19 protein-coding genes are annotated in these 18,997 nt (G+C 49.3%); 8 read left to right on the top strand and 11 right to left on the bottom strand.

Annotated features, from left to right (window positions below; translation table 11 throughout):
* Positions 1 to 36 precede the first annotated feature (36 nt).
* The 4 genes from ACN5NT_RS14600 (at position 37) to ACN5NT_RS14585 (ending at position 4,595) form a co-directional block, all read left to right on the top strand.
* Positions 37 to 1,473, top strand: coding sequence for an aryl-sulfate sulfotransferase (locus tag ACN5NT_RS14600; protein WP_419175905.1), 1,437 nt, complete (start codon positions 37 to 39; stop codon positions 1,471 to 1,473).
* 78 nt (positions 1,474 to 1,551) lie between these two features.
* Positions 1,552 to 2,511 (top strand): tripartite tricarboxylate transporter substrate binding protein, encoded by a 960-nt coding sequence (locus ACN5NT_RS14595; RefSeq protein ID WP_419175904.1) that lies wholly within the window; start codon positions 1,552 to 1,554, stop codon positions 2,509 to 2,511.
* A 110-nt stretch (positions 2,512 to 2,621) separates the two neighbouring features.
* On the top strand, positions 2,622 to 3,041 hold the full coding sequence (locus ACN5NT_RS14590; protein WP_419175903.1) for a tripartite tricarboxylate transporter TctB family protein: 420 nt from the start codon (positions 2,622 to 2,624) through the stop codon (positions 3,039 to 3,041).
* A gap of 45 nt (positions 3,042 to 3,086) precedes the next feature.
* Positions 3,087 to 4,595, top strand: coding sequence for a tripartite tricarboxylate transporter permease (locus ACN5NT_RS14585; protein ID WP_136797376.1), 1,509 nt, complete (start codon positions 3,087 to 3,089; stop codon positions 4,593 to 4,595).
* An 80-nt stretch (positions 4,596 to 4,675) separates the two neighbouring features.
* On the opposite strand, the gene ACN5NT_RS14580 is transcribed toward ACN5NT_RS14585, so the two are convergent.
* Together ACN5NT_RS14580 and ACN5NT_RS14575 are read right to left on the bottom strand one after the other, a co-directional pair.
* Positions 4,676 to 5,155: an S-ribosylhomocysteine lyase gene (locus ACN5NT_RS14580; RefSeq protein ID WP_136797378.1), complete on the bottom strand. Its 480-nt coding sequence runs from the start codon at positions 5,153 to 5,155 to the stop codon at positions 4,676 to 4,678.
* A gap of 8 nt (positions 5,156 to 5,163) precedes the next feature.
* Positions 5,164 to 5,862, bottom strand: coding sequence for a 5'-methylthioadenosine/adenosylhomocysteine nucleosidase (locus tag ACN5NT_RS14575; protein WP_136797379.1), 699 nt, complete (start codon positions 5,860 to 5,862; stop codon positions 5,164 to 5,166).
* A gap of 142 nt (positions 5,863 to 6,004) precedes the next feature.
* Between ACN5NT_RS14575 and ACN5NT_RS14570 the strand changes: the two genes are divergently transcribed.
* Positions 6,005 to 6,934, top strand: a complete 930-nt coding sequence (locus ACN5NT_RS14570) for a LysR family transcriptional regulator (protein ID WP_419175902.1) — start codon at positions 6,005 to 6,007, stop codon at positions 6,932 to 6,934.
* 6 nt (positions 6,935 to 6,940) lie between these two features.
* Here the strand turns inward: ACN5NT_RS14570 and ACN5NT_RS14565 are convergent, their stop codons facing one another.
* A complete protein-coding gene (locus ACN5NT_RS14565) occupies positions 6,941 to 9,088 on the bottom strand; it encodes an ATP-binding protein (protein WP_419175901.1) in 2,148 nt (715 codons plus the stop codon).
* A 4-nt stretch (positions 9,089 to 9,092) separates the two neighbouring features.
* Positions 9,093 to 10,262 (bottom strand): ABC transporter substrate-binding protein, encoded by a 1,170-nt coding sequence (locus ACN5NT_RS14560; protein ID WP_419175900.1) that lies wholly within the window; start codon positions 10,260 to 10,262, stop codon positions 9,093 to 9,095.
* Positions 10,263 to 10,950: 688 nt separating this feature from the next.
* On the opposite strand from ACN5NT_RS14560, the gene dbpA reads away from it, so the two are divergent.
* Positions 10,951 to 12,390, top strand: coding sequence for an ATP-dependent RNA helicase DbpA (gene dbpA, locus ACN5NT_RS14555; protein WP_419175899.1), 1,440 nt, complete (start codon positions 10,951 to 10,953; stop codon positions 12,388 to 12,390).
* Positions 12,391 to 12,426: 36 nt separating this feature from the next.
* Here the strand turns inward: dbpA and ACN5NT_RS14550 are convergent, their stop codons facing one another.
* Together ACN5NT_RS14550 and ACN5NT_RS14545 are read right to left on the bottom strand one after the other, a co-directional pair.
* Positions 12,427 to 12,693 carry a VF530 family DNA-binding protein gene (locus ACN5NT_RS14550; RefSeq protein WP_136797389.1) on the bottom strand — a complete coding sequence of 89 codons (267 nt, stop codon included), beginning with the start codon at positions 12,691 to 12,693 and terminating at the stop codon, positions 12,427 to 12,429.
* A 375-nt stretch (positions 12,694 to 13,068) separates the two neighbouring features.
* Positions 13,069 to 14,148: an MBL fold metallo-hydrolase gene (locus ACN5NT_RS14545; RefSeq protein WP_419175898.1), complete on the bottom strand. Its 1,080-nt coding sequence runs from the start codon at positions 14,146 to 14,148 to the stop codon at positions 13,069 to 13,071.
* A gap of 131 nt (positions 14,149 to 14,279) precedes the next feature.
* Here ACN5NT_RS14545 and ACN5NT_RS14540 point away from each other — a divergent pair, with 131 nt between their 5' ends.
* On the top strand, positions 14,280 to 15,041 hold the full coding sequence (locus tag ACN5NT_RS14540) for an AzlC family ABC transporter permease (RefSeq protein WP_419175897.1): 762 nt from the start codon (positions 14,280 to 14,282) through the stop codon (positions 15,039 to 15,041).
* On the top strand, positions 15,034 to 15,339 hold the full coding sequence (locus tag ACN5NT_RS14535; protein WP_419175896.1) for an AzlD family protein: 306 nt from the start codon (positions 15,034 to 15,036) through the stop codon (positions 15,337 to 15,339). Before ACN5NT_RS14540 ends, ACN5NT_RS14535 begins: the two co-directional genes overlap by 8 nt.
* Positions 15,340 to 15,431: 92 nt before the next feature.
* Here ACN5NT_RS14535 and ACN5NT_RS14530 read toward each other — a convergent pair whose 3' ends face one another.
* The 5 genes from ACN5NT_RS14530 to sixA form a co-directional block, all read right to left on the bottom strand.
* Positions 15,432 to 16,334 carry a DMT family transporter gene (locus tag ACN5NT_RS14530; protein ID WP_419175895.1) on the bottom strand — a complete coding sequence of 301 codons (903 nt, stop codon included), beginning with the start codon at positions 16,332 to 16,334 and terminating at the stop codon, positions 15,432 to 15,434.
* A gap of 234 nt (positions 16,335 to 16,568) precedes the next feature.
* Positions 16,569 to 16,988 carry a VOC family protein gene (locus ACN5NT_RS14525; RefSeq protein ID WP_136797397.1) on the bottom strand — a complete coding sequence of 140 codons (420 nt, stop codon included), beginning with the start codon at positions 16,986 to 16,988 and terminating at the stop codon, positions 16,569 to 16,571.
* A gap of 276 nt (positions 16,989 to 17,264) precedes the next feature.
* The gene (locus ACN5NT_RS14520; protein ID WP_136797399.1) at positions 17,265 to 17,549 is read right to left on the bottom strand and encodes a transcriptional regulator; all 285 of its coding nucleotides are present in this window, start codon (positions 17,547 to 17,549) and stop codon (positions 17,265 to 17,267) included.
* 33 nt (positions 17,550 to 17,582) lie between these two features.
* Positions 17,583 to 18,302 carry a ribonuclease HI gene (gene rnhA / locus ACN5NT_RS14515; protein WP_419175894.1) on the bottom strand — a complete coding sequence of 240 codons (720 nt, stop codon included), beginning with the start codon at positions 18,300 to 18,302 and terminating at the stop codon, positions 17,583 to 17,585.
* Between the two features lie 179 nt (positions 18,303 to 18,481).
* Positions 18,482 to 18,943 (bottom strand): phosphohistidine phosphatase SixA, encoded by a 462-nt coding sequence (gene sixA / locus ACN5NT_RS14510; RefSeq protein WP_136797402.1) that lies wholly within the window; start codon positions 18,941 to 18,943, stop codon positions 18,482 to 18,484.
* Between the last annotated feature and the right edge of the window lie 54 nt (positions 18,944 to 18,997).

Genomic DNA, 18,997 nt, shown 5'->3' with positions numbered 1-18,997 from the left:
CTGCAGTAACAGATAAAGCAAGGAGTCCGCTTCATAATGACATACCCAAGTATATACCCCACCGGTGCCACCATCTATAACCCCGATAAATGCTTTAACGGCTACACCGTCTTTCAAGCCAAAGAGCTTGGCGCCCTGGTCATCGACATGAACGGCGGGGAAATAAAACTCTGGAGAGGGTTGCACGGTTTTCCCAACAAACTCCTGAAAGGTGGCCAGATGCTTGGCCACACCGGTGAACGCTCCACGCTCTTTGGTATGCAGGATTACCGCGACCTGATCCAGGTGGACTGGGACGGAAACGTGGTCTGGAAGTTCAACGAGTACGAATATATCGAGGACCCGGGCGAGCAACCCCAGTGGATGGCAAGGGTGCATCACGATTACCAGCGCCAGGGTAATCCAGTCGGCTACTACGTGCCTGGCATGGAAGCCCAGGTTGATGGTGGCAACACCCTCATTCTTGGACACAAGAACCTGGTCTGCAAAAACATAAGCGACAAAAACCTGCTTGATGACACCATCTATGAAATCTCCTGGGATGGAGAAATTCTCTGGGAGTGGGTCTGCAGCGAACATTTCGAGGAATTCGGCTTTCGGGAAGATGCGAAAAATGCCCTGGCCCGCGATCCGAACATGCGGCCCTGCGGTGGTGGCATGGGCGACTGGATGCATCTCAACTCCATGTCACAGCTCGGACCGAATAAATGGTATGAAGCAGGTGATACACGTTTTCACCCGGACAATATCATTGTCGATGGGCGTGAAACCAACCTGATTTTCATCATCAGTAAAGAGACTGGCAAAGTGGTCTGGAAGGTAGGCCCCTACTATGACCATACCCCGGAGAAAGACCTGGAATGGATTATCGGCCAGCACCACGCCCACATGATCCCCAAAGGGTTGCCGGGCGAAGGCAATATCCTCGTCTATGATAATGGCGGCTGGGCCGGATATGGCAGCTGCCATCCGGCAAGCCCGACCGGGACCAAAAATGTTCTGAGAGATTACTCACGGGTTATCGAATTTGACCCGATCACTTTGAAGATCGTCTGGCAGTATACACCCCAGGAAGCAGGTCTGGTTCATCCCACCGACAGTAATCGCCTGTACAGCCCCTTTATCAGCTCAGCCCAGCGCCTTCCCAATGGCAACACCCTTATTACCGAAGGGAGCGGCGGCCGGTTGATCGAAATCACCGCCGATCATGAACTGGTCTGGGAATATATTTCGCCCTACTGGGGCAAAAGCTTCAACATGAACATGGTCTACAGGGCCTATCGTTACCCCTACGACTACATTCCCCAGGTCGAGGTACCTGAACAGGTGGAGATAGTCCCTGTGGATGTGAAAGATTTCAGGTTGAAAGGGGCGAGCCCGAGAGGAGCGAAATCTGAGACCAGCGTTGACGGAGTTGTTCCCTACCAGACTTCACCAGCGCTCTGTGTCCTCTCTGACTCTGACCCAGAGTAGACCCGGGTTCTACAATTTCTTTCGAATTGAGCAAAACCAAATATACAACTTCCCCCTACTCAAATTAAGGAGAACACCATGAAAAAAGCACTGACATTTTTCACCCTCGCCTGTTTGATGCTCATGCCCCTGATAGCACAGGCCCAAGAGTGGTCCCCCAAGCATCCGGTAAAACTGCAAATTGGTTTTGGCGCAGGTGGTTCAACCGATATCATGGGGCGCCTGATTGCCGCCAAAATTGAGGAAAATACCGGCTGGAACGTTGTTGTTGAAAATAAGCCCGGTGGTGGCGGAATCGCCATGCTTTCCACTTTGATGCGGCAAAAACCTGACGGACAGACCATTGGCCTGGGCGTTAACATGCCAGTCTTGCTGAACCTTGCTCATCGCGGTGACAAATTGCCATTCAAAATCGATAGCTTTGATTATATCGGCACCATCCTGAGGGGTGAAATCGCCATGGTGGCTCGAAGCGATGCCCCGTTTAATACCCTTGAAGAGTTGCTGAGCTTTGCAGCCGAGTCAAAAGATGGCATCACTGTCGCTTTTGATGCCAAGCCGCAACAGATGGTAATGGAACCCGTAGCGGAACAGGCTGGAGTAAAATTCAAGTTTGTTACCCATAAGAGCGGCGCCGAGCAGATCCAGTCAGTTCTGGGCGGACACACCACCATCGCCCTGCCCGCTGGTGGCCACATCAAATATGTGAAGAGCGGTGATTTGAAAATGATCGCTTCTCTCAGTAAAGATCGGCACTCATATGCGCCAGATGCAAAGACCCTTATTGAAAGCGGCTACAACTTTAGCCTGGAGCCATATTTTTATATCGCAGCTCCCAAGGGATTGCCCACTGAAATAAAAGACGCTTTGGCCAAGGCGCTGGATGACGCAGTCAACTCAGACAGCGTCAAGGAGGCCCTGTTCAACACCTTGACTGCCACCGCCCGGAATCTCGGCCCTGAAGGAACCCTGGAAATGCTGCAGCAGGGTGAAGTCGATATTCTCGCCCTGGTGAATAAAGACAAAGAAAAGAAATAGCCTGCATTTCTCATCAGCCCACTCCAGGTGAAAAATCAGTGTAGAGTTCCGGCATATTGCCAGTAGCGCGCTTCACTGATTTTTCCACCGACACAACACAGTGAAACACCATGACGCTCAATCGATTATCCGGGATTTTGACCGCCCTGCTCGGCCTTGCTCTGCTCTTCTGGGTCATCCCCAACCATACCGAAACCACGGATTATGGTTGGCTGCGGCCAGCAACTCTGCCCAATATTGCTGCAATCATTATTGTCGTATCTGGTTGTATTCATCTCATCTTCCCCAAAGGAAAAGCTGAAATTGATTGGCGCATTACGACCCGGGTACTTCTCTTTCTCGGAATAGGCGTTCTGGGGCTCTGGCTGATGTCGCGGCTGGGATTTATTATTGGTGCGCCTGTTTTGATGCTTGTGCTGATGCTCGTTACCGGGGAACGCCGATACCACTGGCTTGCAATCGGTATCATTGTGCTTCCCTCTTTAACTTGGTTTTGCGTAGATTTTTTACTGAAGAGACCGCTCCCGTAACAACCACCATTATCCATCACATGCTATGAAAAATACGGGCCATCAATGATTGATATTAGCACTATACTCGCAGGGTTTGCCGATGCACTCACCCTGCAGAATTTCTGTTTTGTCTGGCTGGGAATCATAATCGGCCAACTGGTTGGCGCTATTCCCGGTGTCGGGCCTGTTATGGCCATGGCGATTGCGATTCCCTTCACCTTTGTGCTCGACCCCCTGGCCGCAATCGGAATCCTGATGGGCATCAGCAAGGGTGGTCTGGTTGGCGGAGCCATTCCTGCCATATTGATTAACACCCCGGGCACCGCCGATGCAGCGGCCACCACCCTGGACGGCTACCCCATGACCCAGCAGGGAAAGCCGGAAAAGGCAACAAAGATGGCGCTCTACTCTTCTGTGACCGGCGATGCCTTCAGCGATATAGTCCTCATTACCGTAGCACCGATCATTGCCACACTCGCCTTGAAAATGGGCCCGATTGAAGTGTGCGCCCTGATGATTTTCGCCTTTTCGATTATCGCCGGGCTGGTAGGCGATTCCATGGCCAAGGGCATCGCCGCCGCAGCTCTGGGGCTGTTCTGCGCCACAGTCGGGTTGGACCCGGAGAACAGTACTCCCCGATTTATCTTCGGCCATTTCGAGTTATATGACGGCCTGCCTCTGGTATCTGTCGCCCTCGGTATGCTGGCTGTGGCAGAAATTTTCCGCAGGCTTGCCATGATACAGGGCAAGATCGGCTCCGCCATAACCATCCCCAAATCGCAAAAAGCTGAAGACAAGAGAGTCAGTTGGCGCGAATTCTGGGCCTGCCGTTATACAATTTTTCGGGGGTCGATAATTGGTACCGTGCTGGGGGCAATTCCCGGGCTGGATTCATCCGCAGCATCATTTATGAGTTATGCCACGGCAAAGCAAACCTCGAAAGAACCGGAGAGCTTTGGCAAAGGCAACATTCACGGCATAGCCGCAACCGAATCCGCGAACAGCGCAGTGGCCGGTGCCAACCTGATCCCCCTGCTCACCCTGGGAATACCAGGCAATATCGCCGCAGCCCTCATCATCAGCGCGTTGATGATACATGGTGTACAACCTGGTCCTTTGCTCTTCGAAGAGCAGGGCCAACTCATCTATGGGCTGTTCGGTATTCTGCTTATGGCCAATGTGCTCAATCTCATTTCCGGGCTATTCGGTTTAAGGCTCTGGGTACGAGTTATCAAGGCCCCGGAATCGATCATATTTCCTGCAGCCTTGCTGCTCTGTACGGTCGGGGTTTATCTGGCAACCGGCGGATTGTTTGGTGTTGCCGTCATGTTTATTTTTGCAGTTCTCGGCTTTCTGATGGGTAGTCTGGGCTTTTCCGTGATTGTCTTCGTAATCGCCTTTTTTCTTGGTGAACGATTCGAACTTTCTCTCTCACAATCACTGAATATCATAGACGGCAATTACCGGGTACTGCTGGAACATCCGGTAGCCCTTCTATTCCTGGGGCTGGCACTGTTTTCTATTTTCTGGTTTGGCCTGCGAACAAGACCAAGTGAAGCGACCGAAGCATAATTCTAAAACTATCCCGGATTTCTCATAAGAAATCCGGGCCAGAGATCAGCTCCCCTGCATCTCAAATCTGCTCATGCAGGTCAGGCCGGGTACACCAGATTCTCCTCACCGATCCGCTCAAGCACCTCTTCGAGATACTTCTTTCCTTCCCGTCTGGCTCCCTCCAGATCCATCAGTCGATAATTTCCACACTCTATCGGGGTAGCCCCGGGAATGGCATCATCGAATTCTGCAATCGCTTTGAAGAGTTCTGTCATAAGCGGCACGATATCCGGTGACGCGTAGTTCCCTCTGAGCAACAGGTAAAACCCTGTCAGACATCCCATAGGTCCGAAATAGATTATCCTGGCCGCAAATTCCGGATGGTTTCGTAAAAACGTGGCACCGATATGTTCTATGGTGTGTGCGGCAGCCGCTTCAAGTGCCGGTTCGTTATTCGGCTCTTTCAGGCGCAGGTCAAAGGTAGCAATCACCTCACTTCCCACATGGTCCCTTCGGGAGACGTAAATTCCTCTTTTCAGCCGGGTGTGATCTATCTTAAAACTTTCTATCTTTTTCATTGCTCGTATCAGTGAATATTTTCGATCATATGGAGCACGGTGTTAACGGAGTTGCCGGCAACACTCTGCATGGATTGCGAATAGGCGCAGGGGTTGTTGTCGGCGTGAACCTTATCTGAAATAGAACGGATAAGAACAAAGGGGATACCAAACAGAAATCCCGTTTGCGCCACCGCTGCACCTTCCATCTCCACAGCCATTGCACCAGGAAACTTTGTCGATATCTCCGCAATCTGCTCAGAAGTATGTATAAAGCTATCTCCAGAGAGAATCGAACCGTGATGTACAGCCACATCAGCTAGTGTATTGCAGGCCTGGCTGGCCAGATCGATCAACCTGTTGTCAGCCTTGTACGCCGAAGGCATTCTCGGAATCTGCCCCATTTCATATGCAAAGGCTGTGGCATCCGCATCGTAGTGACGAACTTCTGTGGAGATGACAATATCACCAATTTCAAGCTCGCTGGCGAATCCGCCGGCTACTCCAATGTTAATTAAATAATCAGGCATAAATTTTTCAAGCAGCATTGTGGTGCCCACCGCCGCGTTCACCTTGCCGATTCCACAAAGGGTCACTCCAACTTCAACTCCTTGTAGCTCTCCCTTCCAGAAATTGAATCGCCCTATATTGATTTCAGAGGATTTTTTGAGTTTTTCAGACAATAAGGCTACTTCCTCTTCCATTGCCGCCACGATTCCTATTTTCATCTGCAACCTTGTTTTTTAATAACTTTACTCAACGATAAAAAGAACGGTGCTAGCATAATCCAACCACGAGTGGTAAGTAAAATTAATCTTTGTTACCGTTTCGATCACTCAAACTTACCGAAAACCACATATGCTGCCAGACTTGAATAGACTCAAAGTTTTCTATCACATCTTTAACGAACAGAGCAGTACAGCTGCGGCAAAAATCCTGAACATCACCCAGTCGGGAGTGAGCCAGCACCTGAAAAAGCTCGAGGATGAACTGCAGACCAGACTCTTTACCCGGGTAAACCGTCGACTGGTGCCGACCACTGCTGGCTGTGAATTGTATGAGATAGTGAAGAGCTTCATGGTTTCCCTTGAAAATGGTGTGAAGCATTTCGATAAATCAAAAGATACCCCCTCCGGCTTGCTGCGAATCGGTGCCCCATCGGAATTTGGTACGACCTATTTCCCAACAATCCTGGCTGCCTTTAGCAGGGAATATGAAGAGGTTTCTTTTCAGCTGGAACTGGCAGACCCGCAAACATTGTTTAAGATGGTCTCGACCGGTGACCTGGGTTTTGCCTATATAGACATCCTGCCCATCTTTCTCGATACCGCAGATAGAATGAAGACCTACAGAATAGAACCTCTGCTCGATGAAGAGTTCATCCTGGCCTGCTCAAAGGAATATTATGAAGAGAATGTAGCCGATGGCAAATATGAAAAATTGACCCAACTGAGCTTTATCAGTTACAGAACCGACCTGGCCTTGTTTCGCAGCTGGTTCAATCTGCACTACGGAAGTGAACCAGCTGCACTGAAACTGATACTTGTCGCCGACAGCGCCCGAACCATCATTTCTGCCATAGAAGAAGGTATGGGCGCGGGTATCATCGTCAGTCATTTGGTCAGCGAACAGTTGGAGACGGGTTCGATAGTCCAGATAAGGCCCACCAAAAAAAAACTCACCAACACCATAGCCTGCGTCGGACTGAAGAATAAGGAATTGAGCTTGACCGAGCGGTGTTTCCAGGACTATTTTCGAGAAAAGCTGACCAATCTTAACGGCCTGAAGTGCCTCAAATAGTGTAGATCAGTTCCGGTTGCGATGTGCCACCCACTGCAGGACAGACTGTAATTTTTTAATATCAACAGGCTTGGATAGGTATCTGTCCATCCCTTTATCGAGAAAAGTCTCCTGATTTCCCTTCATGGCATACGCGGTGAGAGCAATTACCGGTATACCTCTATTCTCATGTCCTGCTTTACCCTGGCGGATAGCCTGAACGGTTTCGAGTCCATCCATAACCGGCATCTGGATGTCCAGCAGTACACCATCAAATCTGTTGTGAGCCAAAGCCTGTAGTGCCTCAACGCCGTTTTCCACACTGGTAACCTTGCAACCGTCCCTCTCCAGCAGCCACTTCACGGTTGTAGCGTTGATGGGGTCATCTTCCGCTACAAGAATATCCAGACAGACAGGGCTGTGCTGAACATCGACCTCCGGTTCAGCCAACGGCTTTTGCCGGTACAAACATTCCCCAAATGTTACACAGAAGCTGACAGTGGTTCCTACCCCTGGCTCACTTTCGAAATAGATGTCTCCCCCCATCAACTTTACCAGCCGTTTACAGATGGCAAGTCCCAGCCCTGCCCCAAATTTTCGTATACGGTCAACATCGCCCTGATGAAATGGTTCGAAGAGGAGGTCTATCTCTTCCGAGGCAACACCAATGCCGGTATCAATAACCGTAAACAGCACCCGGCTCTGCCCTGGCTGATGAGACGGCAACGGATAGACCTCCAGCTTCACACTGCCTCTTGTCGTGAATTTTGCGGCATTACTCAACAGATTATTGAGAACTTGCTGGAGGCGTGAACCATCACCAAGAACCATCTGGGGTATCGACGGATGGAACGAATTGGCAAGTTCGACCTCCATCTGCTTGAAGGTGATCTGAAAAAGATCACATACCTGCCCGACACTCTGCGCCAGATCGAATGGTTTCTGGTTCAGAGGCATTTTACCCGCTTCCACCCGCGATAAATCCAGGATATCGGACAGCAACCCCGTCAAACGATTGGATGATTTTAAAGCAATCTGAATATACTCATGCTGCTCACGGGTTAAATTGGTCTGGTCAATCAGTTGAAGCATACCCATAATACCGTTGAGCGGAGTCCGCAGATCGTGACTCATATTTGCGAGAAACTCAGATTTGGCAACACTGGCTGCCTCTGCCTCCTGCTTTGCCTGCAACAGATCATCTAAAATTTTCTGTTTTTCTTCAGCGTACTGCGTAAAGGTATTTGATAACGCCATGGCCTGAAAATAGGCCACGGCCAGCGCCAATGCCAGGGCAAATCCCAGAGCCAGGGCCACCGCGAAATACGCTGTTATCAATGGACTGTGGGCACTCGCCAGAGGCTGATATACTAAAACGTTCCATTCTAAATGGTGAACCTTGACCATGGTTCCGAGCATCTGTGTACCATGCAGTTCAAATGACATGGAAGATTTTGAACTGCCAGCTGATCCGGCTTGAGGCAACTTGCTGAGATCAAACTGTTGCCCCCAGGACTCCTTGTTTGAATCTGCAACAATTCGACCGTTCCCATCAAGCACAATGGTTACGGTATCCCCGGTCCCCGACAGATTACTGATCAATTCTGAAAATCTGAGCAAGCTGATTTCACCTGTGATGGAATGTCCTGAGAAAGGGACTTTCAGGGCCACCGCCAGGCTGTTACTCACCGTCGACAGGAATGTTTCCGACCAGAACAGATTATTCGCCGCATCCTCTTTAAAAACAAATTGTCTCCCTGAAAGGTCAATCCCCAGCAGATCATCTCTCTTTAATCGGCGTATATCCGGTGATTTGTCAGCCAACCCTACGTAGCAGATAGTCTGCTCCGGGTTTGATGTAATATACGTGGTTTCGAAAAGATCACCGCTTCCGCACTGGGAATCGAGTAAAAGCGTTACATCCGGAGAGTGCCACTCATCTTTTTCTTCAAAGAAATCGGCGAGAGCAAGAAGTTGCCTTTCACCTCCCTGCAGATGGGCAGATATTTGACTGGCTACCGAACGGGCCATGCTTTCATGCTGACCAGCAATCTGTCTCTTCATCTCTGGAACGAGGAAGTTCAGGACAAGCCAGCTGGTAATGAGAATAGGTAGAATTGCAACTACTGCAAACTTCAACGAAAGATGTTTGTGGAGAGGTGTGACAGTTTTCAAGCAATCAATCCAAGACGATAAATTTTCGGTTCCGAACTACACTGATGTTAGCTTTTGATCTTTGTACGTCTCCAAACTCATCAAAACGAATATCGCCTTGCAACCCGGGAAACTGCCCAATAGAATCAAGAGTCTCTTTCAGACTATGGTTCTTCTTCTGTTTTTCGAGAGCAGTAAACACCACCTGGGCTGCGTCATACGCATATACTCCGGGGAAGCCGGGCTCCCTTTTGAAGGTGTTGAAATACTCTTTTCTGAAAGCCTGATACTTCTCTCCCGAATACATTCTATCGAACGTCTGAACAACCAGTGTCCCCTCGATGGCACGACCACCCAGCTCGAGTAGTCGTTCAGTCGCTCCCCAATCAGAGAGCGATATCGGAATATCAGTATCTACTTTCCTGATATGCTGGCAAAACAAGGCAGAATCCATGGAATTGGCTATAATGAGAATTCCATCTGCTTCATGGCTCAGCAGTTCAAGCGCAATTTCTATAAACGATCTCTTCTGTTGCTTTTCAAAACCTATTTCAGCTACTATTTCACCACCGTTTGAAACAAAGTACTGTTTGAAAATATTCAACCAGTTTTCAGTGAACGAGCTATTATCCTTGTCGAAAACAACGGCAATTTTCCGTATCTCTGTCGCACGTATGTGATAGGCGGCACTCTTGGTTGCATACTCCCGGGTGGTTGAGCTCACTCTGTAAAAGTAGTCGATCTGGCCTGAAAGGTGTTGGGTGGTAGCAGTCGGGCTGACTGCGGGGATTTGATGCTTATCCAGTACCGGGGTAATCGCCATGGCCATATCGCTGGTCATGGGCCCGATTATTGCCACAACTCCTTCATCGATCAACTCCTGCACCGATTTCCTTGCAATTTCAGGTTCCTGCTGATCATCTTTGATGACAAGATCCAGCCGCTGGCCGTTTATACCACCGTTACGGTTGTACTCTTCAACCAGCATCTGAACTGCGTCACGACCTGAAATGCCAAGATCCGCAACTTTCCCGGAGGTCCCTGCGATAAAACCCACCTTTATTGGTGTCTCATCCCGACAACCGCCCGCCAGAATACACAACACCAAAACGAGAATGGTCCATCGTCCGGCAATGGACCACAACCCAGCTGATACAATCAAGCAAACCGGTTCCGGTGTACTGGCTTGCCGCATACCCTGAGCACCCCTTCGCTTCAATTTTCCGCATCCTTATGAGATAATGATTAAATGTAATCAACTATATAGCCTGACAAAAATCAAACATTCTTCTCACCCACAATTGCAGCTTTTTTGTTTAACTAAAGAAAACAGTTACATAGAACCAATTCTTATTACCTTTTTTTTGCTAAAAGCAGGATTTACTGATGCAATGCCCTCCTTCAGCTTCACATTCCCGGTCTACTTTATAAACCAGAACTTCAGGCCTCTATACACATTCCCGTCTGCTCCCAAATGCCATTCATACGTTTTATAACGGCCTGATGCTAATTTGATCAGGACAAATCTCTCAGACATCACTATACTAAGGGGACTGTTTAAGTGGTATCCTGCCGCATGCGCTACGACGCTTGCCCCTGTAATTGGCCGAATACTATATCTATCCTGCCTGCCTTCACCACTCGTACCTGTTGCGCCTCTTCAAAGTGTGCCGGAACATCAGGACTATATACTGGTTCTGATCATTTAGAGTAGGTGAGATGCAGATACAAAATGACACCAGCACTACCTTTCGTTTACGTGTCCGAGACCATTAGTTCTCAATACAGCACGATTTGCCACAGTGGCTTTCTCCGACGGGTTTCGTAAGAGTTCGCCAGAAACGCAACCATAACGTTTTAAGGTATTAGGAAAAAATACTGCTATGAGTGACTCAGATTTTTCGCATTTGCCGCTTTCAGCTGCAATGCTCCACAACCTTCAGGAACTTGGCTTTAATTCCATGACACCTGTCCAGGCAGAAAGCCTCCCGCATATCCTCGATAACCTCGATGTAATTGCCCAGGCAAAGACCGGAAGTGGCAAAACCGCTGCGTTCGGTATCGGCTTGATAAGTAAGCTGGACGTTACAAAGTTTAGAGTTCAGTCTCTGGTGTTATGCCCAACCCGGGAACTTGCAGATCAGGTTGCCAAAGAGTTGCGTCGGCTGGCACGTGCAACCCATAATGTGAAAATTCTCACTTTATGTGGAGGGGTCCCTTTTGGTCCCCAGTATGGTTCACTGCTGCACGGGGCCCATATAATTGTCGGAACTCCGGGGCGGATATTGAAACATCTCGGCAAAAAGAATCTTTCCCTCAAGGATCTGGATACGCTGGTACTCGATGAAGCAGACCGTATGCTTGACATGGGTTTTATCGACGACATAGATGAGATTATCTCCAAAATGCCGGAAGAGAGACAAACACTGCTCTTTTCAGCAACCTATCCGAAGAAGATATTGAACCTGAGCGCCACAATCCAGAATGAGGCGATCAGCATTCAAACCGTTTCAGCAGAACCTGCGAACAAGATTACAGAATACTTTTACCAGATACCCAAAAACGAAAAACTTTCTGTACTGATAAAGACAATCGCTCACCACAATCCTGGCAATACTCTGGTCTTTTGTAATACCAAAATCGAAGCGCAGAATGTCGCTGAAGAACTCCATGATGCTGGCATTGATGCCCAGCCATTACACGGAGATCTGGAGCAGATTGAGCGAACTGATGTACTGGTCCAGTTTGCCAATAACAGTTGTTCAGTTCTTGTGGCCACCGATGTGGCGGCGCGAGGTATTGATATCAAGGAGCTGGAGATGGTGATCAATTACGATGTCCCCCTCACCAGAGCGGTCTACACCCATCGCATCGGCCGAACAGGTCGTGCAGGCAAGGAAGGTATTGCTGTTACCCTGTTCACAGATAGTGAAGCGCGTGAAGTGGAAGAGGAGTACCGCCACGAAGTGCGCCGATTTGAGGCTGTGGATTCATTGGCCGAAGTCGAGAATTTCACTCTCACCCCACCCAATTCCACCCTTGTCATAGAGGCGGGGAAAAAACACAAAATGCGGCCCGGCGATATCCTCGGTGCACTCACCGGCCAAAAGGGAATAGCAGGAAAATATGTGGGGAAAATAGATGTCTACGACCGCCAGAGTTACGTGGCAATTGACAGCAGCGTGATCGATAAAGCGCATAAACTGCTCAAACATGGCAGGATCAAAGGGCGGACATTCCCCGTCTGGGTATTTGGAGAATCGACACAGGTAAATCCAGTCAATGTCTGGGAAACGATAGCACTCAACTCAAAAAAGATGTAGCTATCTGATCACAACTGATCTGTGAAAACCGGCAGATCAGTTGTGTTTCGCGCTTTTCCACACATCACCACTCTTACGTATTTCACGCTTCTTCATGGATATGTAAAGATTTTCAACTTTGGTCCGGGCCCAGGGAGTTCTTCTCAGGAGTTTGAGGCTTGATTTCACCGTAGGATTGGTGGTAAAGCACTTGATCTTTATATACTTTCCTAATTTTTCCCAACCGTAATCAGCCACCAGGGCATTGAGAATCTGCTCCAGGGTGACTCCGTGCAGGAGATCTTTCGTTTGTCTGTCAGTCATTTATGGGTACCACTTGAGATAAAGGATGAATCAGCTTGATAGCAAAGCAGACCTGTAGTGTGTCTGAGACAATATAGCAAGGGAATATTGCCTTGGCGTGCTCCGAACACTACCTTTCTTTTGGGGAGAAAAATCCATCCCTGATGAAGAGCCATTAGCGGACTATTGAATTGTTTGCCCCCCTTCTTCAATCAGAAGAGATGGTGTCCCTCAATGCGAGATAATAATCCTGCATCATGACTACCTAAGAAGATAACTCCACGAAATACATGCTGAGCTGGAAACTCGAGCCGCTCACTAAAGTCTACGGCTTACCGGAGTAGGTCCTGAGACATCACTTTTCATAATGTCCCTCTTGCAACTGAAAAATCCCGGTTACTCCAGCTCCACAATCTCCCCCAGCTTCGGTACAAGATATTGCGCTTCATCAAGCTTACGTTCTTCAATCAAGTCCTGTAGATCCTGTATGGCCAGCCCCGGTGGCTCATCCCCCAGTCTGAAGGTGCCCCACTGGGTCGGAATGAAATAGTCTGCACCAAGATCCTCAAACGCGTCCACCGCCTCTTCGACATTCATATGGGGATAATGCATAAACCAACGGGGATGGTAGGCGGTGGTCGGCATCAGGGCGTAATCGATCTTTGGATACAGCCTGCCGAACTCCTGGAAACCGATAAAATAGCCGCTATCACCCCCCAAATAGATCACCTTTCCGCCAGCCTCGATCATAAAACTGGCCCAGAGAGTCGTATCACGCCCCTGGCCTATTCGCCTTGACCAGTGCTGGGCCGGCAGACTGGTGAGTTTCCAGCCGTCGAACTCCTTTTCATCCCACCAGTCATATTCAACCACTTCGCCCTTGTGATATTTCTGCACATAACTCCGCAGGCCGAGGGGAACGTGAATACGGGACTGTTCAGGTAATGCCTTTATGGTCCCGACATCCAGATGGTCGTAGTGATTATGGGAAATAATAACCTGCAGGGGAAGGTCCAGACCGGCAAGTTCTTCCATATTCATGGCAGGCCGGGTTTTACGTTTAGGGAGCAAGGCCCTGTCGGAGAGAATGGGATCGGTGAGAAAGTAGATGGAGTCGATTCGGATGAGAAACGTGCCGTGTCCTATCCAGACTAAAAAATCCTTATCAGCTTTAAGTTGTTCAATGCGGTCAAGCAGTTCCGGTATCAACTCTGGCAGGTACTCTTCCGCCTCATCGGTATATTCTCCTTTCGTTGAGAGCTGCCAACGGATTAATCCACCAAATCCCCGGGTACTTCCCAGCCAGGGGTTAAAGAACACACCATCACGCTGGTGTTCGCTGTAAAGATCCTCAACCTGCATCCCGGCAACGCTTTGTCGCCAGGCACCTTCGTCAAATGGCCTGGGGTCAAGCAGGCAGGCGGAAAGCAGAACCAGCGTTGCAGCAACAACAGCAATGCCCTTCCAGTTAATCATAATTCTATTTCTCGTTTCCGATAATTTTCAATTGCCTGCAATGAGTTGGTTTTACGTACGATAGCCATCGAGGGTAAAAAGAGCAATATCGTGCAAGACTGCGAAGCAGTTACTTTGCTATGGTTACCGTCATGAAAACAACAACTGATATTTCAATTACAGAACAGGTAGAGGCGGCTGATAGCCTGTCCCAGCTCAAGGCCGGATTTATCGCCAACCTTGTGGTTGCGGCCAGCGTTGCTGCCTACGGAAGTGTGCTTGGCCTGATCGCAGCTAAAAAGGGATTAAGCTGGGTTGAGCTTCTGGTTATGAACCTCTCGGTATTCGCCGGATCGGCCCAGTTCGTGATGGTCGATATGTGGCTGCCGCCATTACCTATCGCAGAGATCACCCTGGCGGTGCTGGTAATTAACATGCGCTACCTGCTAGTTGGCGCCTCGTTGGAACCGCTCTTTGCAGAAAAACCACTCAAAGAGAAGATGGTGTTCATCCATCTGGTCGCCGATGAAAACTGGGCCATGACCATGGCCAGATTCCGCAGAAAGGAACTAACAACCGTCTGGTTCCTGCTGGGTGGTGGAATCTGTGTTCAGGGAGCATGGTGCGCTGGAACCATGGCCGGGCATAGGCTCGGAACTGTCATCAGTAACCCGGAACAGTTCGGCCTGGACTTTGCCTTTGTCGCAGTTTTCACCGCGTTGGTTTTCAGCTTTTGGCGCGGACGTCAGGATCTTTGGCCTTGGATTGTAACAGCGTTGCTGGCCTTTATTGCCGAAAAGCTGATCCCCGGTAAATGGTACATTCTGGTTGGTGGAATTGGTGGAGCCTTGCTTACCGCGTTTATGCCTGTCAGCCACCAGCAGAAAAGCCAGGGAGAAAAGAACAATGGTTGATTCAGCTATGATCTATGCGGTAATAGCGGCCGCAGCAGTGGCGACCTACAGTCTTCGTCTGGGCGGTTTGCTCCTGGCCGGACGCTTACCGAAGACCGGAAAATTCAGAAGATTTATGGACGCCCTGCCTGGCACAATCCTGCTCTCCCTTATTGTTCCCGCAGCATTCGCCGCAGGCTTCTGGGGTTGGATAGCTACCGCCTGCACCGCTCTTTGCAGCCTACGCACAGGCAATATCTTTGCCTCGATGGTGATGGGGGTGACGATTGTGGCTGTGAGTCGCTATTTCGGAACGTAACTGCCAGTGAGGGGGCAGGAGTAAAATAGTCGCACTTTCAATTTTTCTCTGACCATTTCAAACACACTTCCCCAGTTTTTTGTATCTCCCAATCAGAGCTTTGGCGCCCGGTCCAAGGGCGCCCAAAGGTTCACCAGAGCACCGCCAATAATAAACAGAGCACCAAGCAAAGTGGTGATGGTCGGAACCTCCATAAAAAAAGCCCAACCGATCAGTGCTGAGAAAATTACCTGGGCATAGGAGTATGCCGTAGCTTTGGCAGCTTTCTCACCTTTTATGGCCATGGTCAGACAGTACTGTGCGATCTGGGTAAAGACTCCCACCAGTAGCAGGAGAGCCCATGTTGCAGCATCAGGCGGCATGACAAAGTTATTGCCGAGCAGCAAAAAAGAAACGGGCAGGGCGATAAACGGAAAGTAGAAAATGATAACCGAAGGATCTTCTGTGCTGCTGAGCTTTCGCACCAGCACGTAGGCTATTCCCGTACCAAGAGAGCCAAGAATGGCTGCAGCTACTCCAGCGGGGTTTAGTGCTACAGAAGCAACTGAAGACGCAAACAACGAAAACCCCGGCTGAACCATCACCAACAGCCCGGTGAGGCTGAGAAGGATACACACTATGGTGGATCTCAGAATTTTTTCTTTCAAAAAGAAAAAGGCAAGCAGTGAGGTAAATACCGGATAAAGGTATTGCAGCAGTGTAGCCTCAGCCAGGGGAAGGGTTGTTACCGCATAAAACACACAGACCAGGGCCATGGTTCCAACCACACCTCTGGCGATGAGCAAGGGCTTGTTGATTCCCCAGGGGCTGATCCTTTTTCGACGAATATCGATATAGCTCAAGGCTGAAGAGATCAGTGCCCGGGCGGCGAGTATCTCCAGAACCGGGATGCCTTTCAAACTGGCTCCTTTTACACAACCGCCCATAAGGGCAAAAAAGAGCGCGGAACAGAGCATGAACCGTACACTGACGGGAATGGCGAGAAAAGACGACATAATATTTTGCCAATATTTACACTGAAAAGAGGTCGGCCAAGGATCTTTTTAAGTTGACGAACGTCCTGGAATTCCCCAGGAACAGCCCGTGATAACAGACCGGAAAGTGGTGTTCACCCGACTCGGACTGAGCAGAAAATAAAGAATAGAATTTCAGAGGGTGTTTCAGATTCACCCATGGCAACCGGAAACACCGTGTCGAAATGCTTTATGGACGAGGCGCTCAATTCGAAACTACCAACTGCCCTGGTTCTCCATGGATGCCCATGGTTCCTGAACAGGAAGTTTCTCTCCCTCCTGCAGAAACTCTATTGAAATCTGATCAGGGGTACGAATAAAGGCCATATGACCATCCCGTGGTGGACGGAGGATTGTTACACCTTTGTCCATCAGCATTTGACAGTATTCATAAATATTTTCAACACTGAAGGCTATGTGTCCGAAATTGTTGCCCACACTGTATGTTTCTTCCTGATCCCAGTTATAGGTGAGCTCAACTTCAGGTTCACCAGGTGCGGTTGCCAGATATAAAAGAGTAAAACGTCCTTCTTCAAAATCCATTCTCTTGGTTTCTACCAAGCCAAGTATATTGGTAAAAAAGTCAATTGACTGCTCAAGGTCTTTTACCCGAACCATTGTGTGTAGAAATTTCATCAATCATAATCCTTTGTTTATATGTAATTCAGGGGATGAAGCGTAGCCCTCTGTGGAGCCGGTGTCTGTATAGTATTGCCATTGATCTGTAGCGCCGCAAAAATAATGTCCAGGCTTCCCTACAAGAAAAGCCTGGGAGTTTACCGGAAATAGCGTGCAGATGCTATCAGGTTCCAGATCTTAACGGGGAAATACTACGCCCAGAGCTCAGGCTCTGATAGTGAGTCATGGCATACGATTAGACACAGAAGAAGATTGCTCAGCATTAAGCGGGGATCATTTTATAGAATAGGTGGCCATCCGGATATGACCTTCCTTGCATCTGGGGCAGCGTCCCGGCCGGTCGAAACGATCCCGCTTACCAAAGGAGTAATTACACACCAGGCATATATAGGGGCTGATTACTAGTTTTCTGCCAGATGCAGCCAGGGATTTAGCAATGTGGGGGAGGTGCTCATACACCTCCTTTTCACGGATGGAAAGTATACCGCTCAATTCCAGAGCATCGAGTTCCTCCTCTTCGAGCAACTCGATTATTTTTTTCCGTAATGTGGCCCCCATAGTGTTCTCTCCTACAGACTCTTCCCGATAGCATTATATGCTCTGTTCGTAGCCTCTATCGACACGATGGTCAGTCCCCCGGGCCGCGGCAACCGCCAGTTGATCGCAACGCTCGTTCAGTTCGTTCCCCGCATGGCCTTTGACCCAGCGCAACTCAACTTTGCCCTGATCGAGCAGATCGAGCAACTCCGCCCAGAGATCGGGGTTTAAGGCAGGTGCGCCATCTGATTTCTTCCAGCCACGCCGTTTCCAACCACGGGCCCAGCCTTTTTCGATTCCATTAACCAGATAGCTGGAGTCGGAATAGAGCACGATCGGCCGCCCCTGACCGATCACCTCTTTTAAGGCGACAATGCAGGCAGTCATCTCCATACGATTGTTGGTGGTCAAACGATAACCGCCAGAGATTTCCCTGCGTGCGTCACCGTCAGTTATCACGATACCATAGCCGCCTGGGCCGGGATTGTTGATCGCACCACCATCCGTGTAAATGACTATTGCATTTGCAGGAATATTCTTGGGCACCAACGTTTTCGCTTTTCCGCTTGGCTTGCCACCATTATTCTTTGCAGCGCTTTTCCCTTTTGACGCATAGACCGGGTTCTTTAACCAAGCCTCTGCTTCCTGCCTGGTGGGAAAACTCTTATACTTCGCCCCACCAACACCTTTCACCTGCTTTTCGGTGGTTGCCCAGTCGGTATAGATAGTTTTCTTGCCGCCCACCGCAACCGCATAAAATTTCTGTTTAGCCATTTATAATTTTAACAGACCTTGTGAAGGCCATATATTTTCGATAATTAATTCACGTTAGAAGTTTGCCATTACTCATCTGTTCAGGCGGCGACATATTCGAAGTTTTTGACCGTGGATAATAGTCAACCTATATCCACGGTCAAAATACTGAAGAAGATGGCCCGCCTGGGCTGATGAGTCTATCCTACGTTGGGCATCAACGCCCACTTGACATACCACTTCTCATTCTCAGCGTCCCGATCCAGGCAAACAATGCCTCCATTCTGAAACTTAAACACCCGAAACGCTGCCGAACCAGTCGTCAGCAATGAGGTTAAACGCTCCATAAAGGGCAAATGCCCCACCAGCATAATATTGCTTGCCGGATCAAGTTCCATGGCCAATGTCGCCACGTCGTCCATTGGGGCAAGTCCAGCTCGTGCTACAATGCCCCCTGATGGTTCAAGAGCCGCTGCCATCAACCGGGCAGTCTGCTCCGCTCTTGCTTTGCCACTATGAAATATTGTATCGACTTTCACCGAGTAGTTCGCCGCCACGTCGGCTATAAGCCTCACCTTCTCGATGCCCTCCTGGGCAAGCCCCCGTTGCGGGTCTTCTTCTTGGGAAAGAGCTAAACCATGCTGCACCAGGTAAATGGCCATAGAGCCTCCTTAAAATAGAATGTTAAAAACACCCCCTATGTTCCTTATTCTATC

Origin of the sequence: Desulfosediminicola sp., assembly GCF_048381775.1 — a bacterium.
Lineage (GTDB): Bacteria > Desulfobacterota > Desulfobulbia > Desulfobulbales > Desulfocapsaceae > Desulfopila > Desulfopila ganghwensis.
This window is presented reverse-complemented; position numbering and strand designations above follow the sequence as displayed.

Bases quoted from the DNA above. Each gene is read 5' to 3' on its own strand.
- ACN5NT_RS14520 (WP_136797399.1), bottom strand. From the start codon at position 17,549: ATGGGGGCCACATTACGGAAAAAAATAATCGAGTTGCTCGAAGAGGAG.
- ACN5NT_RS14590 (WP_419175903.1), top strand. From the start codon at position 2,622: ATGACGCTCAATCGATTATCCGGGATTTTGACCGCCCTGCTCGGCCTT.
- ACN5NT_RS14595 (WP_419175904.1), top strand. From the start codon at position 1,552: ATGAAAAAAGCACTGACATTTTTCACCCTCGCCTGTTTGATGCTCATG.
- ACN5NT_RS14585 (WP_136797376.1), top strand. From the start codon at position 3,087: ATGATTGATATTAGCACTATACTCGCAGGGTTTGCCGATGCACTCACC.
- dbpA (WP_419175899.1), top strand. From the start codon at position 10,951: ATGAGTGACTCAGATTTTTCGCATTTGCCGCTTTCAGCTGCAATGCTC.
- ACN5NT_RS14540 (WP_419175897.1), top strand. From the start codon at position 14,280: ATGAAAACAACAACTGATATTTCAATTACAGAACAGGTAGAGGCGGCT.
- ACN5NT_RS14525 (WP_136797397.1), bottom strand. From the start codon at position 16,988: ATGAAATTTCTACACACAATGGTTCGGGTAAAAGACCTTGAGCAGTCA.
- ACN5NT_RS14575 (WP_136797379.1), bottom strand. From the start codon at position 5,862: ATGAAAATAGGAATCGTGGCGGCAATGGAAGAGGAAGTAGCCTTATTG.
- ACN5NT_RS14600 (WP_419175905.1), top strand. From the start codon at position 37: ATGACATACCCAAGTATATACCCCACCGGTGCCACCATCTATAACCCC.
- ACN5NT_RS14535 (WP_419175896.1), top strand. From the start codon at position 15,034: ATGGTTGATTCAGCTATGATCTATGCGGTAATAGCGGCCGCAGCAGTG.
- ACN5NT_RS14580 (WP_136797378.1), bottom strand. From the start codon at position 5,155: ATGAAAAAGATAGAAAGTTTTAAGATAGATCACACCCGGCTGAAAAGA.
- rnhA (WP_419175894.1), bottom strand. From the start codon at position 18,302: ATGGCTAAACAGAAATTTTATGCGGTTGCGGTGGGCGGCAAGAAAACT.
- ACN5NT_RS14530 (WP_419175895.1), bottom strand. From the start codon at position 16,334: ATGTCGTCTTTTCTCGCCATTCCCGTCAGTGTACGGTTCATGCTCTGT.
- ACN5NT_RS14550 (WP_136797389.1), bottom strand. From the start codon at position 12,693: ATGACTGACAGACAAACGAAAGATCTCCTGCACGGAGTCACCCTGGAG.
- ACN5NT_RS14560 (WP_419175900.1), bottom strand. From the start codon at position 10,262: ATGCGGCAAGCCAGTACACCGGAACCGGTTTGCTTGATTGTATCAGCT.
- sixA (WP_136797402.1), bottom strand. From the start codon at position 18,943: ATGGCCATTTACCTGGTGCAGCATGGTTTAGCTCTTTCCCAAGAAGAA.
- ACN5NT_RS14545 (WP_419175898.1), bottom strand. From the start codon at position 14,148: ATGATTAACTGGAAGGGCATTGCTGTTGTTGCTGCAACGCTGGTTCTG.